This window comes from Bradyrhizobium sp. SK17 (assembly GCF_002831585.1).
In the GTDB taxonomy this organism is placed as follows: Bacteria; Pseudomonadota; Alphaproteobacteria; order Rhizobiales; family Xanthobacteraceae; genus Bradyrhizobium.
In genome coordinates this window covers 52,630-65,622 of sequence record NZ_CP025114.1, presented here as the reverse complement: position 1 = coordinate 65,622, position 12,993 = coordinate 52,630, and the positions used below count along the sequence as shown (strand labels likewise).

General features: G+C 62.6%; 17 protein-coding genes and 1 pseudogene. 12 read left to right on the top strand and 6 right to left on the bottom strand.

Features of this window, described 5'->3' with window-relative positions:
- Nucleotides 1–3 precede the first annotated feature (3 nt).
- The 6 genes from CWS35_RS37510 (at nt 4) to CWS35_RS37485 (ending at nt 3,581) form a co-directional block, all read left to right on the top strand.
- On the top strand, nt 4–342 hold the full coding sequence (locus tag CWS35_RS37510) for a single-stranded DNA-binding protein (protein ID WP_100957101.1): 339 nt from the start codon (nt 4–6) through the stop codon (nt 340–342).
- Nucleotides 329–919 carry a thermonuclease family protein gene (locus CWS35_RS37505; RefSeq protein ID WP_100957099.1) on the top strand — a complete coding sequence of 197 codons (591 nt, stop codon included), beginning with the start codon at nt 329–331 and terminating at the stop codon, nt 917–919. The genes CWS35_RS37510 and CWS35_RS37505 overlap by 14 nt, the downstream gene beginning before the upstream one ends.
- Nucleotides 916–1,464, top strand: coding sequence for a hypothetical protein (locus tag CWS35_RS37500; protein ID WP_100957097.1), 549 nt, complete (start codon nt 916–918; stop codon nt 1,462–1,464). The genes CWS35_RS37505 and CWS35_RS37500 overlap by 4 nt, the downstream gene beginning before the upstream one ends.
- A gap of 9 nt (nt 1,465–1,473) precedes the next feature.
- Complete coding sequence (locus tag CWS35_RS37495) at nt 1,474–2,145, top strand: hypothetical protein (protein ID WP_100957095.1); 672 nt, start codon at nt 1,474–1,476, stop codon at nt 2,143–2,145.
- A gap of 143 nt (nt 2,146–2,288) precedes the next feature.
- Nucleotides 2,289–2,852: a hypothetical protein gene (locus tag CWS35_RS37490; protein WP_100957093.1), complete on the top strand. Its 564-nt coding sequence runs from the start codon at nt 2,289–2,291 to the stop codon at nt 2,850–2,852.
- A gap of 24 nt (nt 2,853–2,876) precedes the next feature.
- A complete protein-coding gene (locus tag CWS35_RS37485; protein ID WP_100957091.1) occupies nt 2,877–3,581 on the top strand; it encodes a hypothetical protein in 705 nt (234 codons plus the stop codon).
- 122 nt (nt 3,582–3,703) lie between these two features.
- On the opposite strand, the gene CWS35_RS37480 is transcribed toward CWS35_RS37485, so the two are convergent.
- From CWS35_RS37480 to CWS35_RS37460, 5 genes are all read right to left on the bottom strand, one after another.
- A complete protein-coding gene (locus CWS35_RS37480) occupies nt 3,704–3,949 on the bottom strand; it encodes a hypothetical protein (protein WP_100957090.1) in 246 nt (81 codons plus the stop codon).
- Nucleotides 3,950–3,983: 34 nt separating this feature from the next.
- Nucleotides 3,984–4,607, bottom strand: a complete 624-nt coding sequence (locus tag CWS35_RS37475) for an acyl-homoserine-lactone synthase (protein WP_100957088.1) — start codon at nt 4,605–4,607, stop codon at nt 3,984–3,986.
- A gap of 165 nt (nt 4,608–4,772) precedes the next feature.
- Complete coding sequence (locus CWS35_RS37470) at nt 4,773–5,312, bottom strand: RES family NAD+ phosphorylase (RefSeq protein WP_245439176.1); 540 nt, start codon at nt 5,310–5,312, stop codon at nt 4,773–4,775.
- Between the two features lie 82 nt (nt 5,313–5,394).
- The gene (locus CWS35_RS37465; RefSeq protein WP_100957086.1) at nt 5,395–6,066 is read right to left on the bottom strand and encodes a hypothetical protein; all 672 of its coding nucleotides are present in this window, start codon (nt 6,064–6,066) and stop codon (nt 5,395–5,397) included.
- Between the two features lie 99 nt (nt 6,067–6,165).
- Nucleotides 6,166–6,474: a hypothetical protein gene (locus CWS35_RS37460; RefSeq protein WP_100957084.1), complete on the bottom strand. Its 309-nt coding sequence runs from the start codon at nt 6,472–6,474 to the stop codon at nt 6,166–6,168.
- 591 nt (nt 6,475–7,065) lie between these two features.
- Between CWS35_RS37460 and nhaA the strand changes: the two genes are divergently transcribed.
- From nhaA to arsH, 6 genes are all read left to right on the top strand, one after another.
- A complete protein-coding gene (gene nhaA / locus CWS35_RS37450; protein ID WP_100957082.1) occupies nt 7,066–8,271 on the top strand; it encodes a Na+/H+ antiporter NhaA in 1,206 nt (401 codons plus the stop codon).
- Nucleotides 8,272–8,360: 89 nt separating this feature from the next.
- Nucleotides 8,361–8,732 (top strand): helix-turn-helix transcriptional regulator, encoded by a 372-nt coding sequence (locus tag CWS35_RS37445; protein ID WP_100957080.1) that lies wholly within the window; start codon nt 8,361–8,363, stop codon nt 8,730–8,732.
- A complete protein-coding gene (locus CWS35_RS37440) occupies nt 8,725–9,252 on the top strand; it encodes an arsenate reductase ArsC (protein ID WP_100957078.1) in 528 nt (175 codons plus the stop codon). The genes CWS35_RS37445 and CWS35_RS37440 overlap by 8 nt, the downstream gene beginning before the upstream one ends.
- 8 nt (nt 9,253–9,260) lie before the next feature.
- Complete coding sequence (gene arsC, locus CWS35_RS37435) at nt 9,261–9,686, top strand: arsenate reductase (glutaredoxin) (protein WP_100957076.1); 426 nt, start codon at nt 9,261–9,263, stop codon at nt 9,684–9,686.
- 9 nt (nt 9,687–9,695) lie between these two features.
- The gene (gene arsB, locus CWS35_RS37430; protein WP_100957074.1) at nt 9,696–10,751 is read left to right on the top strand and encodes an ACR3 family arsenite efflux transporter; all 1,056 of its coding nucleotides are present in this window, start codon (nt 9,696–9,698) and stop codon (nt 10,749–10,751) included.
- Nucleotides 10,751–11,488 carry an arsenical resistance protein ArsH gene (gene arsH, locus CWS35_RS37425; RefSeq protein ID WP_100957072.1) on the top strand — a complete coding sequence of 246 codons (738 nt, stop codon included), beginning with the start codon at nt 10,751–10,753 and terminating at the stop codon, nt 11,486–11,488. Before arsB ends, arsH begins: the two co-directional genes overlap by 1 nt.
- Here the strand turns inward: arsH and CWS35_RS37420 are convergent.
- A pseudogene (locus tag CWS35_RS37420) lies at nt 11,479–12,961 on the bottom strand (multicopper oxidase family protein). The gene arsH and the pseudogene CWS35_RS37420 overlap by 10 nt on opposite strands.
- Nucleotides 12,962–12,993: the final 32 nt, after the last annotated feature.

The following is a 12,993-nucleotide window of genomic DNA, read 5'->3' as shown; positions in this document are numbered from 1 at the left end:
GCCTTGAGAACCACAAACCTGTTCATCCTGCGTGGCCGGGTCGGCCAGGCGCCGAAAGCTTTCAACAAGGCGGCCAAGATCAATGTCGCGACCGATCGTGCCTGGACCGACGGCAAGGGCGAGCGGCGAGAGGAAACGGACTGGGTGACGGTCACGATCCTCAATGAAAAGGCCGCCGAATGGGCGATCGCGAACATCGCCAAAGGCGACGCGGTCTACGCCGAATGCCGGATTGCGGACGGTTCCTATAAGAAGGATGGCGAAACCGTCTACACGACAGACATCATCGCCAACGTCTTCCACAAGCTCGATCTCGGATCGCGCGACGATGCAGCCGCGTAAGCTCGTCCTTGGGATGGTGTCGGGCTTTGCGGTCTTCAATAGCCAGGCGGGGATGGCGCAGACGCCTGCCGCTTCGCCTGGCGTCTATTCACCCAAGGCCGCCGTCCAGTCGCCGCCGTTGCGCGTCGAGGTGATCGACGGTACGCGCTTTCGCGATATTGAAACGCACGAAGCCTACCGGCTCTACGGAATCGACACCTGCGCGCCCGAGCAATCCGCGCGCCGCGGCCGGCAGGCCTGGCCCTGCGGCACGATGGCAACGGCGTGGCTGGTGACCGCGACACTGAACACGTGGCTGGCCTGCGCCACGCTGCGCGATGAGGCCAGCGAACACCTGGTGCGCTGCGCCTCCGCCGGTCATCCCGACATTGCCGCCGACATGGTCCGTGAAGGGGTGGCGGTGACGGTCCCGGCCACGCAAGACGACCCCGTGATTCGCAGCTATGCGCTGGCCGAGCAGGACGCGCGCAAAGCGTACCGTGGCTTGTGGTCGAGCACGTTCCAGATGCCCTGGGACTGGCGCGCCAGCCGTGACGTCACGCGGCAACCGATCGCGCGCGGCGAGGCAACGCCATGATCCGGCGACACACTTATCTGGTGACACCATTGTTGATCGCGCTGGCCGGTTGCGCCTCGCCGGCTGCGCCCGTTGTCGACAATAGCCCGCCGATACCGGAGCCGCTTTACAGCCCCGAGCAGGTCAAGCCGGGTCGACTGGAATATGCCCCCGACCGTTCAACGTTCGCGCCGGTTCTGACGGAACGATTTCCGTATCCGACGCAGCCCGAGGCAAACGCGGCCTATCGTCGTCTGCTCGCGACAGCGCCGGCGGATCGCACCTACCCCGCCTCGATTTGGCTGTTCGGCTGCAAGCCGGGCGCGCTCGACGAACAAACCGCGCGCGTGACGCGCTATCGCGGTCCCGTCGTCCATTGTGCGACAGATTTTCTGGATGGCTCGGGCCGGCGATCACGGCGCGAGACGGCGAACTTCTATTATTACGGTGCGGTGTGGAACATGCAGCCAGTTTCTCCGCCGCGCGCCAACGTTGCGTGGCGCAATCGCGAGCGGTCGCCCAAGGACTTCTGGTGGTGGGTCCCTGGCCGGCCGCGCTACGAATAGGAGGCGGGCGTGCGCGATGCGCTCGTGTCGACAAAGCAAAAACACTATATTAGATGTTGGCATATTTCGTGCGCACTCTGCCGCAGTCGTCGGCTGCGCTGTGCAAGCGCCTTGATCGCGGGGATCATGATGCTGGATCTTTCCACCGGCGCTCACGCGCAATCGCTAACGCCCGACCCCGGGGCTTGGCGGCCGATGTCCTACGCGAATCTTCAGAAGCCGTCACCGCAGACCGCGACCTATCTGGACATTTGGAAAGACGCCATTGACGTCAACAATCGTGCGTACAAGGCGCGTGGCGACCAGAGATTTGTCGATGGCAACGCGCCCGCCACCGAAGCGCATTTTGTGATCTGGAGCGCCACGAAATCCGTCGTACTCTCAATCCTCAACACGGTCACCGGCTGCACGCTCAAGGAACTGCGCGCGGCCGCCGGCGCGACCGTCAAACTCTGCCCGCTGCGGATCGCCATCTACGAAGGACTCCAGGTCCGGACCCTCGACGGCGGCCACGCCTGTTTTCTGGAACTCACCTCGCCCGTCGCCGGCAAAAGCGGCGAACCGCAGGCTGCGTCCTACGCGTCTTACGATGTGGCCACCAAGACCGTGAAAACCGGTCTCATCATCGATCACCAGGCCGTCGATGGCTGCTCACAAAACATTTCCCTGTATCCCCCATGAAACGCTGCCCGCCTCTCCATCACGGTGCCACGCCCGCTGACGACGCCGTCAAGGCGACCCCTGCGGGGCGCGCTGGCGCGCGGCCTGGACCGCGCTCGCGGCCGTGCCATGCTGGTCGGCAATCTCAGCATCAGGAGGCTTCGATGCGATTCAAGTTCGCCGTTCCGATCATCGCGCTGCTCGCCATTCCGGGCAGTGCTGTCGCGCAGAATCAAGCCGCCGGCGGTTGGCAGGCGATGAGCTATTATAGTTTCGAGACCCCATCGAACGACCCGTTGCAGACGCTGGTCTGGCCCGACGTCATCCGCGAGGCCAATGCCTATGTGACCACCGAGCTCAAGCGGCCCCTCGGCGGCAAAAACGCACTCGTGACCGCGCTCGCTTCGACCTATCGCGACGGCAGCCGCACCATCATTGTCAGCACGGCGCTGTCGCGCGCTTGTGATAGCGGCGCCAATGACAAAGGGGCCGAGATCGAGCCGTCGATCTGCCCTCTGCGCGTCGTCACGATCGAGAACGGCAAGGTCACGTCCATCAAGTCGGACACCGGCTGTTACACGGATCACGCCGATCCAGACCTGCCGGCGAAGAACCGCAACGACAATTCCTACACGCGCTACGACCCAGCCACCGGCACGATTAGCTTCCGTACCACGATCGGTGGTCGCGACGTGCCGAGTTGCGCACGTGTCTATTCGCTCAAATGACGTTCGAGGATCGGGAGGGACTCCATGTGTACGCGCTTTAGCGGGCCAATGCTTCTCCTGGTTCTTTGCGCGAGCATCCAGTGGCTGGGAGCCGGGCAGGCAGTTGCGGGACAGTATTGCGAACGCACCAATTACTCCGCCCAGGATATCACCAATGCCGTGAGGGACTCTCCATTGCGGGATGATCTCAAGGGAACATCCTGCTCGCTTGGCGGATTGGGACGCTTCGAGTCGGGCGGCAACAAAGGCAACTACAATGGCAGCTGCTGTACTGGCATCTTCCAGCTCAACAATGCCAACGTCCAAAAATATGCCGGCACCGATCGGGCGGGCTACGGCTGTATGTCGCTGCAGGACCAGGTCGACGCCTGGGCCAAGCTGACGAATGACGGCTACAATTCACCCGCCGTCAGACAGCTGGCCTCGATGTCGACCTTCGACGGCCAGAAGGTTGACGCCAGCTTTATTGCCGCCTGCATTCAGCTTGGCACCGGCAATTGTCAGAAGATGCTGAATTCCGGCAAATGCTCCGGCTTCGCAGATATCAACGGAACCACCATCTGCCGCATGGCGAACAATGCGCGCGCGATGGCAGATCCAAATTGCCAGGATGGCCAAGCCGTCTGCGGCCCCTCTGGCCCGGGCGACTTCCCCACTTCGACCGGCGTCGCCGCCAACCCGCCACCAGCCAGCAGCGCATCGATCGTCGTATCCCCGACCGATGTCTAGCGTCTCGACCGTTGATGATGGGGGCGCCCCGACATGGTCACGTCCTCGCCATCGCTGTTCCGAGTTGCCAGATTTTGGGCATCCCGCTAGCGGCAAGGATGCTCTCAGGATGTCTTTGCGTCTCAGTTCATTTCGCTGGGATCGCGGATGATGAAGGCCGAGAAGGCGCTCAGCTGCTCTTCGGTCGACCCGCAAAGATCGCCGCCGCGATAGTGTGCATGGACAAGCGCCCAGAAGACGACCTCATCGGAGCGGCCTGCAAACAACGCCTTCTGCAGCGTTCGTCCAATGAGTGTCACAGCACGTGCATGGTCGTATCGCGTGAGCAGTTCCTGAGCGACGATCTTTGTATCGGTGGTCCGAATCACCTGACTTTCTCCTTTCCTGTGTTGATACGCGCCGCTAAGCCGCTGTCGGTAGCGGCAGGTTCGGCAGCACAGGCTCATCACACCCGCGCGCCTGGCGGAGCGTGGCAAGCGTCTCGCGGTTGAAGGACATTCGCAGCGCGACCACTTCGTCGCGGCCGATGCGCTTGGGAAAGCCCAGAGGTCGTACGAAAAAGCGCAACTGCATGGCGATGACCATGAGACGCCAATCGATCGCGACCGTGACGGTATCGACCCGGTGTGCCATCCCCCATTCGACGACCCCTTGCGCGAGCTCGAGAAACGGCCCTTCGGGACGCGGGCGCATCTCGCGGCTGCCAGGGGCGACACAAAAGCGCGTCCATTCGAAGACACGCGGGCCGCGCGGCGGCCGGCGATGACACAGATCGGTCAAGACATCGCTGAGAAGATGCGGCCTGGTCGTCGGCAGAAGACGCTGATACCCGACGATGTCGTCGCCACGAAGGCAGATCTGGTGGATCGCATGGACATCGTCGAAGCGATCGCGCTCCAGGCCGTCCGGCTGGCGCAGTTCAGTCCAGCCCTTCTCGTCGACAAAGATGGAATGACGGAAACGGAAGACTCGATCCATCAGCGAGGCATGCCGACTGATGTCCGAGCCGGGAATGACCATGAGCATTGAAGACTCCTCGGCTTGTGGGTCAAGCCGAGTTGGTCATGAAGCGGTGCTGGGCGGTATGGTCACAAAGCACCATTGCGCGACGGCGCGCCCGCCGGTTGCACAACCTTAGAAGCCTTCCACGGTGCAGGCCCCAGTCGGTAAGTCACAGAGCCTTATCGCAGTTCACACGATGGCCAGATCCAAATCGGTGAGGATGGTCGCAAGATCGCCGCGGCAATCGACGAGCCGTGGCGTGGCGACCGGCGCCAGCTTTGGTAAAGCTCTATCGAAGACAACGACGTTCGTCTCGCCGTTGAGCCGCGAGTCATACATCAGGCCGTCAGGCTTCGTGTCATGTGCCCACAGAGCCCGCGACCAGATGCGCGCAAGATGCTGCGTGCTGGCGCGAGCGACGTCGGTCGGAATTCCCATCCGAACCAGACCATCGCCGCGCAAATCGACGACCCGCAACGCCGCCTCGACCCTAACCTCGGCGCAACTCCACGCCTCGAGCTCCGCCCATTCGATCGGGAAGGTATGGGTTCGGGCGACACCTCGGTCCCGTAGAATTACCTCGACGAAACACACCTTGATGCTGCTACCAAAATAAACGACGCCGAAACGCTCCGGGGGACCAATGTCGTCTCGGGATCGCTGAACCGGCTCGGGCCGAAACCATAGCCAAGCGGGTCCGGGAAGCGGCTCTGGTAAAGCCGCCGCCATGCCGCGCCACGCGCGACGTCGACAAGCGACAGCGCGCGCGATGCAAACCCGGCCGGCGGTAACGGTCCTGGCGACGGCGCGGTCAGGAGAAAGCGCCTCGGCCGATGGTCTCCGCGGTCGCCATGACGTCGGCGATGCGGCCGGCGCGGAGCGCCTCAAGGCCGGTGCGACCATCAAGTTCGCCATGCTCTTCGAGCAAAAAACGGTAGATCGTCCATGGGTGATCACCCAAGACCTCAAAGAGCTGCGGCAGGCTCGGGATCAGGCCGCCGGAGTCGCTCACTTGCCACTTCGGAAAGCGGACACCGCGCTTCGGGCCTTCGAGGCCAAGCACCTCGTGGCGCCGACGCTTCTTGTGCACCGTTTCACGGGTAGCCCCGATCTCCTCGGCAAACGCATCGGCCGACAGCATGTCAGTGCCGTTCAAGATTTCAGCGACCCGCGCAGAGCCGCGCTGGCGCGCCGCCGCCAAGGCCGAATCAAGCTTATCGCCCTTCGGGGCCGAGACCTCTTCGACGGCGATTTGCGGAGCGGCAGTCCTGGGATCGACCACGACTGTCATCCGCACCGACTTGCCGGTCCGTTCCGCGCGTTTTATGGCGTTCGCAAAACCGGACAAGAGACCTCGCGCCGCCTTGCGGCTGGCGACGTCGTTTCCGATCGACCCGAGCGAGGTTACGAAGCCGAGCGTCAGCGACTCGCGCTGCGCGGCGCGTTTGCGCGCATTTCCGCGCTTTTTGTGCGTGACCGTCATGAGCCACCTCCAATGCTTCTCCCAATATGGTGGCTTTCGTCAGGTTCGTCAACTTCGTCAGGACGCGGTCTCGCGGTTCCTCCGAAGTCCCGACGGCCGTCAGCTCGCTGAGCCGCCCGGGGAACAGGATTGCCCTTCGGCCGGCAAGCCAATCCCGTGGCCGGTCGGCACGAAGCCGAGCTGGTCGCACAGTTCGCGAAAGGCCGCGCGGCAGCGCTCTTTTTCCGCCTCCGCGGCGTCGCACAAACGCTGCTGTTGCTCGTTGGGAAGTTGCTGCGACCGACAGACCGGGCACGTCGCCCGGTGAACGGTCCGCTCCCACGCCACCAGAGCGATCACATACGCCCGATGCGCGGCAATGGTTCGCGCCTCCAGTGATCCCTCTTGTGCCGCTTCAAACCCGGGCACCGTAGTCTTCCCTGATGAGATGTGTCTGCGGTACGCCCCCGCAAACGATCCCTCGCTGACTCTTGGTGATCGGGGAGTTCGAAACCGTACGAGACGGCCCTGTGGCCTTTAGTTCGGAGAACCTGTTGCATACGCCACAGGCTCCCCGACCATAAGGTCAAGGAGTGCGGCGCCGTAACAGCCGGCACCAAACCGCTCGTAGGGGTTTCGACGCCCCAGGGCAGCGCGTACTGCCCCAGGGCCTTCATAGCGCACGAACACTTATCGTTCCAGTCGTTCTGCCTATCGGCTTCACGTGTCCCAAATTCGCTCCGCGCCGGCCGCCCAAGACCGGCTTATGCTGGCGTGCGGTGCGGATCTGGTGGCGAAGTTGGGGAGCGAGAGCGTCGCCCGGAGGGGCTCGGGATGGCGGCCGTCCTGAAGGTGGCGGGGTTCGGCACCCGATCCGAACATGCGACGGTGCAGCACGGGGCCGGGTAGAAAAGCCCCCGCTTTTCGTCCATATTGGATGGTCTAGGCGTGTGCTGCGTGCGCCTCGGGTTTTACCCAACAACGGAGGCAATGGAGCCCTGTCCAGGGGAACGCGGGCGCATGTCTTCAGATAAATCTTCGTCAACTGGTCGCATCAACTCTTCACTTCGCAGGTTTCTCAACAGCGAATCGTCAAGCGGCTTGCTTCTCATGGCTGCGGCTTTGCTCGCTATTGTCACTGCAAACTCGCCTCTTGCATCGACCTATTTTACAGCTCTTCATACTTATGTCGGCCCGCTAAGCCTTCAGCATTGGGTCAATGATGCGCTGATGGCGTTTTTCTTCCTGCTGGTCGGGCTAGAGATAAAACGTGAGATACTCGACGGTCATCTCTCCAGCTGGGGACGTCGGCTTCTCCCTGGCGTGGCGGCGGCGGGCGGGATGTTGGTGCCCGCGCTCATCTACGTCACCTTCAACAGTGGGCATCCCGAGGCGTTGCGCGGCTGGGCGATCCCCTCGGCGACCGACATCGCCTTCGCGCTCGGAGTGCTCTCGCTTCTCGGACCCCGAGTGCCCGCTTCGCTGAAGGTCTTTCTCGCCGCACTGGCAATCATCGACGACCTTGGCGCGGTCATCATCATAGCGGTTTTCTACACGAGTGGCCTGTCCCTGCCTGATCTCGGAGGCGCGGCTGCGGTCGTCGCGCTGTTGATCGTGCTCAACAAGCGCAACGTAAACTCCCTGATTCCCTATTTGCTGCTTGGTATAGTGCTCTGGGTCCTGGTCCTCCGCTCTGGCATTCACGCGACGCTGGCCGGCGTGATTCTCGCTCTCACGATCCCGATTCGCCGGACGCCTGCCAAGCCCGAAGCCTCGCCTGCTGTCTCATTGCTCCACCGGCTCGAACACGCATTGAATGTGCCAGTCACGTTCCTCGTCGTGCCGATCTTCGGTTTCGCGAACGCTGGCGTCCCGTTTGCTGGCACAACTCCGGCGGCGCTCGGAGAGCCATTAACCTTGGGTATCGCGGTCGGGCTCGTGTTCGGTAAGTTGATCGGGGTGTTCGGAGCAGTCTGGCTATCGGTTCGGACGGGTCTTGCCAATCTTCCGCCCAGCGCCAGCTGGGGCCAGATGCTCGGCGTCTCTCTCCTTTGCGGGATAGGCTTCACAATGAGTCTGTTCATCGGCCTCCTGGCCTTCAGCGATCCTTTTCTCCAAGATCGAATGAAGTTTGGCATTCTCATGGGATCGGTCATCGCCGGGATCAGTGGATATGTCGTTCTGAGGCTGACCAATCGTGAAAAGCCATCATCTTTGAGGGGATGAGAGTCTGCCGTCCGGACAGAATTTCCGCCGGTGCGAACTGGTCGTCCTAGAGGCTGGACTTGTGCCATTATGTCGATTAGTCTCGACATATGGAATCCGACCAGGCCATTCTTGCCTTCACCGCGCTCGCCCAGTCGACCCGGCTCGACGTCTTTCGGCTGTTGATCGAGCATGAGCCGGAAGGGTTGCCGGCCGGCGACATCGCGCGACACATGGCCGTGCCCCACAACACCATGTCGACCCATCTTGCGGTCCTGACGCGCGCCGGACTGATCGAAGCCGAGCGGCAAAGCCGGTCGATCATCTACCGGGCAAAGCTCGATGCCGTGCGGGTGTTGGCCGGATACCTGGTCAAGGATTGCTGCGGCGGGCGGCCCGAGATCTGCGCGCCGCTGATCGCCGAGCTGACGCCCTGCTGCGCCCCCCAAACTGAAGCCGTCAAGGAGGCCGCCCATGACTGACCGCATTTACAATGTCCTCTTCCTTTGCACCGGCAATTCGGCACGCTCGATCCTCGCCGAGAGCATTCTCAACAAGGATGGCGGCGGCCGCTTCCGTGCTTTCTCCGCCGGCAGCCAACCCAAGGGGACCGTCAATCCGTTCGCGCTGAAGGTGCTGGAGAGCTTCGACTATCCGGCCGAAGGCTTTCGATCGAAGGCCTGGGATGAGTTCGCGACGGCCGATGCGCCGGTGATGGATTTCGTGTTCACCGTTTGCGACAACGCCGCCGGTGAAGCATGCCCGGTGTGGCCCGGCCAGCCGATGACGGCGCATTGGGGGATCGAAGACCCAGCCGCGGTTGAAGGCACGGACATCCGGAAGCAAGCCGCCTTTGTCGCCGCCCTCCGCTATCTCAGGAACCGGATTTCGGTCTTTACTGCGCTGCCGATCGCCAGTCTCGACCAGATCTCTCTCGGTACGAAGCTGCGTGAAATCGGCCGGTCCGAAGGGGCGACCTCACCCCGCGACAGCGCGGCATGAGGTGGATCATGGACGTCATCATCTATCACAACCCCGATTGCGGCACCTCGCGCAATACGTTTGCGCTGATCCGCAATGCTGGCGTCGAGCCTCACGTCATCGAATATTTGAAGACGCCGCCGACCCGCGTGATGCTGGTCCAGCTCATCGCGCGGATGGCGATTTCCACGCGGGGCCTCCTGCGGGAAAAGGGTACGCCCTATGCCGTACTCGGTCTTGGCGATCCAGGCCTGACTGACGATCAGCTTCTCGACGCCATGCTCGCGCATCCGATCCTCATCAATCGCCCGATCGTCGTCAGCCCCAAGGGTGTGAGACTCTGCCGGCCGTCCGAAGAGGTCCTCGATCTGCTGCCGCGGCAATTGGGTGAGTTCATCAAGGAAGACGGTGAGCGGGTGATCGATGAGCACGGTCGCCGCGTCGCGACGGCTTGAGGAAGAACGATGTCCACATTTGAACGCTATCTCACCCTCTGGGTCGCTTTGTGCATTGTCGCCGGCGTCGCGCTCGGCCACGTCATGCCCGGCGCGTTTCAGGTGATCGGGGCTGCTGAGATCGCCAAGGTCAATCTGCCGGTCGCGGTGCTGATCTGGCTGATGGTCATCCCAATGCTGCTCAAGATCGATTTCGCCGCGCTCGGCGAAGTCGGCCGCCATTGGCGCGGGATCGGCGTCACCCTATTCATCAATTGGGCAATCAAGCCATTCTCGATGGCGCTGCTCGGCTGGCTGTTCATTGGCTACCTATTCCGACCGTACCTGCCGGCCGGCCAGATCGATAGCTACATTGCCGGACTCATCATCCTTGCCGCCGCGCCCTGTACCGCAATGGTGTTCGTCTGGTCCAACCTGACCAAGGGCGAACCGCACTTCACGCTGAGCCAGGTGGCGCTTAACGACGCGATCATGGTCGTGGCCTTTGCGCCGATTGTCGGTTTGCTGCTCGGGCTCTCCGCGATCACCGTGCCGTGGGGCACCCTCGTGCTGTCGGTGGTCCTCTATATCGTCATTCCGGTGATCATTGCGCAGCTTATCCGCCGCCAACTGCTGGCGACCGGCGGGCAAACCGCGCTCGATCGGCTGCTGGCTAGGCTCGGCCCCGTCTCCCTTGTGGCGTTGCTGGCAACGCTTGTGCTGCTGTTTGGCTTCCAGGGCGAACAGATCATCGCACAGCCGCTGGTGATCGCCCTGCTCGCCGTGCCGATCCTGATCCAGGTCTATTTCAATGCCAGCCTCGCCTACCTGCTGAACCGGCTTTCCGGCGAGCAGCACTGCGTCGCCGGCCCCTCCGCCCTGATCGGCGCCTCCAACTTCTTCGAGCTGGCGGTTGCCGCCGCCATCAGCCTGTTCGGTTTCCAGTCCGGCGCAGCCCTTGCGACCGTGGTCGGCGTGCTGATCGAAGTTCCGGTCATGCTGACCGTGGTCTGGATCGTCAATCGCTCGAAGGGTTGGTATGAGCGCGGCCAGACAGCGCCGCACGTCGCCAAAGAGGCGCGCTGATGCAGGCGCCCGATCTGTCGGACCTGCCGAACATCGATCCCGACGCGTTCGAAACTCCAGCGGCGGCCAACCTTCTCCCGCAACCACCGACGCATCCACCGCGCATCCTCCTGTTGTACGGCTCCCTGCGCGAGCGTTCTTTCAGCCGGTTCCAGGCCCAGGAGGCCGCGCGCCTGCTGGAGGCCTTCGGCGCCGAGACCCGCATCTTCAATCCCAGCGGCCTGCCGCTCCCCGATGATGCTCCCGCCGATCATCCGAAGGTCGCGGAGCTGCGCGAACTGTCGACCTGGTCGGAGGGGCAGGTTTGGTGCAGCCCGGAGCGTCATGGGGCCATGACCGGCATCATGAAGGCACAGATCGACTGGATACCCCTATCTCTCGGCGCGATGAGGCCCACTCAAGGCAAGACGCTCGCGGTCATGCAGGTAAGCGGCGGATCGCAGTCGTTCAATGCAGTCAATCAGATGCGCGTCCTCGGCCGCTGGATGCGCATGATCACGATCCCCAACCAATCCTCCGTCGCCAAAGCCTATGAGCAGTTCGACGAAGCCGGCCGGATGAAGCCGTCTGCCTATTACGACCGCGTCGTCGACGTGGTCGAGGAGTTGTTGAAGTTCATCCTGCTGACGCGTGGTCCTTCCGCCTATCTCACCAGCCGCTACAGCGAGCGCAAGGAAGTGGCCGGGAAGCTCGCCTCATTGTCCCCATCGGCGATGGGCCGGTTGGCTCAGACGTAGTCGAACAGCGCCATGAAGCCGAAGTCCATGTGCAATTGCTGGTGGCAGTGGAACAAGGTCCGGCCCGGATTGTCGGCGACGAAATCGACTTCGATTTCCTGATAGCCGCCCAGCATCACGACATCCTTCATAATGCCTGCCGTGCCTCTGCCCGCGATGCGGGTCAGCTCGAAGCTGTGCCGATGAAGATGCACAGGATGAATCGTCGCTGGCGTTGCGCATTCGCAGCCGATAGCGCCTCCCTTCGCGCAGATGAAACATCGGTTCCATCTTCTCCATCGTGAAGGCGACGTCGTTGATGGTCCACTGGTTGAAGCCGTTAAGCGCAGCGTTGTTCTTGGTGAAGGTCATGACGATCGTCTCGTCGGGCGCGGTAGTGATCGCGTCCGACTGGCCGAAATGGGTGTAATCCCAATGGAACGGGGCAGGCTTCGACCATGCAGGCTTGCCGGTTCGCCCTGCATATTCAATGACGACACCCATGCCTCGCGTGCGGTCGTCATCGGCGAGATCACCCATCACCCACACGCCTGGATGATTCATCTCGACGATGGCCGAGACCCGCTCAGCAGTGCCAAGCCACAGCACAGGAACTTGCGTCGGTGTGGGGACCGGATTGCCATCGAGGGCGACGACCTCGAAGCGATGTTCCGGAAGCGCCAAACTGCGGATCTCGGTGGCGCTGCCGTTGACGACGTGGAACAGCACCCGCTCGCCTGGTTTGACGCGGATGGGCTCGCCGTGGCCGAGCAAGCGGCCGTTGATCGAGAAGAGGCTGTAGCCGACCTCGAAGCCATGCGGCATGCCCATGGCCAAAGAGGCGCGCATCGCGGATTCGCCGGCCTCTTCGAGCGCTTTGATCCGCGCTGCCGGCGCAAGAAAATCCATGTCCATATCGCCGCCGCGACTGAGCGCCGGCTGAAATTCCTTGAGCATCAGAAACACTTCGCGGTCGTAGCGTCCAGGCTCGTGCTTCGGCTCGACATAGACCGTGCCGACCTGTCCTCCGTACTGCCCACTCGACAGATCGGCGCCGGGCGTGAGGTGTGTGTGATAGAAACGCAGCCCCGCCGGCCCCGGCGTGAAGGCGATACGGCGCATGCCGTGCGCCGGGATAAAGGGCGTTCCCTCTTCTGAGGCGCCATCGACATCGACCGGCACGGTTTGTCCATGCCAGTGCAACTGCTCGGGCGTGTCGGTGTCGTTGTGGATATCGACGATAGTCCGCTGGCCTTCCTTGAAGCGGAGCAGCGGACCAGGAAACTGGCCATTATAAGTGGTGGTGGAGATGATGCGGTCCGGCGCCAGCTCGACGAGCCCGGCGCCGATCCGGATGGTGTGATCCGCGCCCCCCTTAGACGATGATGCCGGATCGATGGAAGACTGCGCCTTTGCCGATCCCATCATGGCTCCAGAGAGGGCCGTGGCGCCAGCGAGCTTCAAAAGCGAACGACGGTCAACGGACATGGCCACTCCTTGAACTTCACAGAGCCAACCCTTATGAG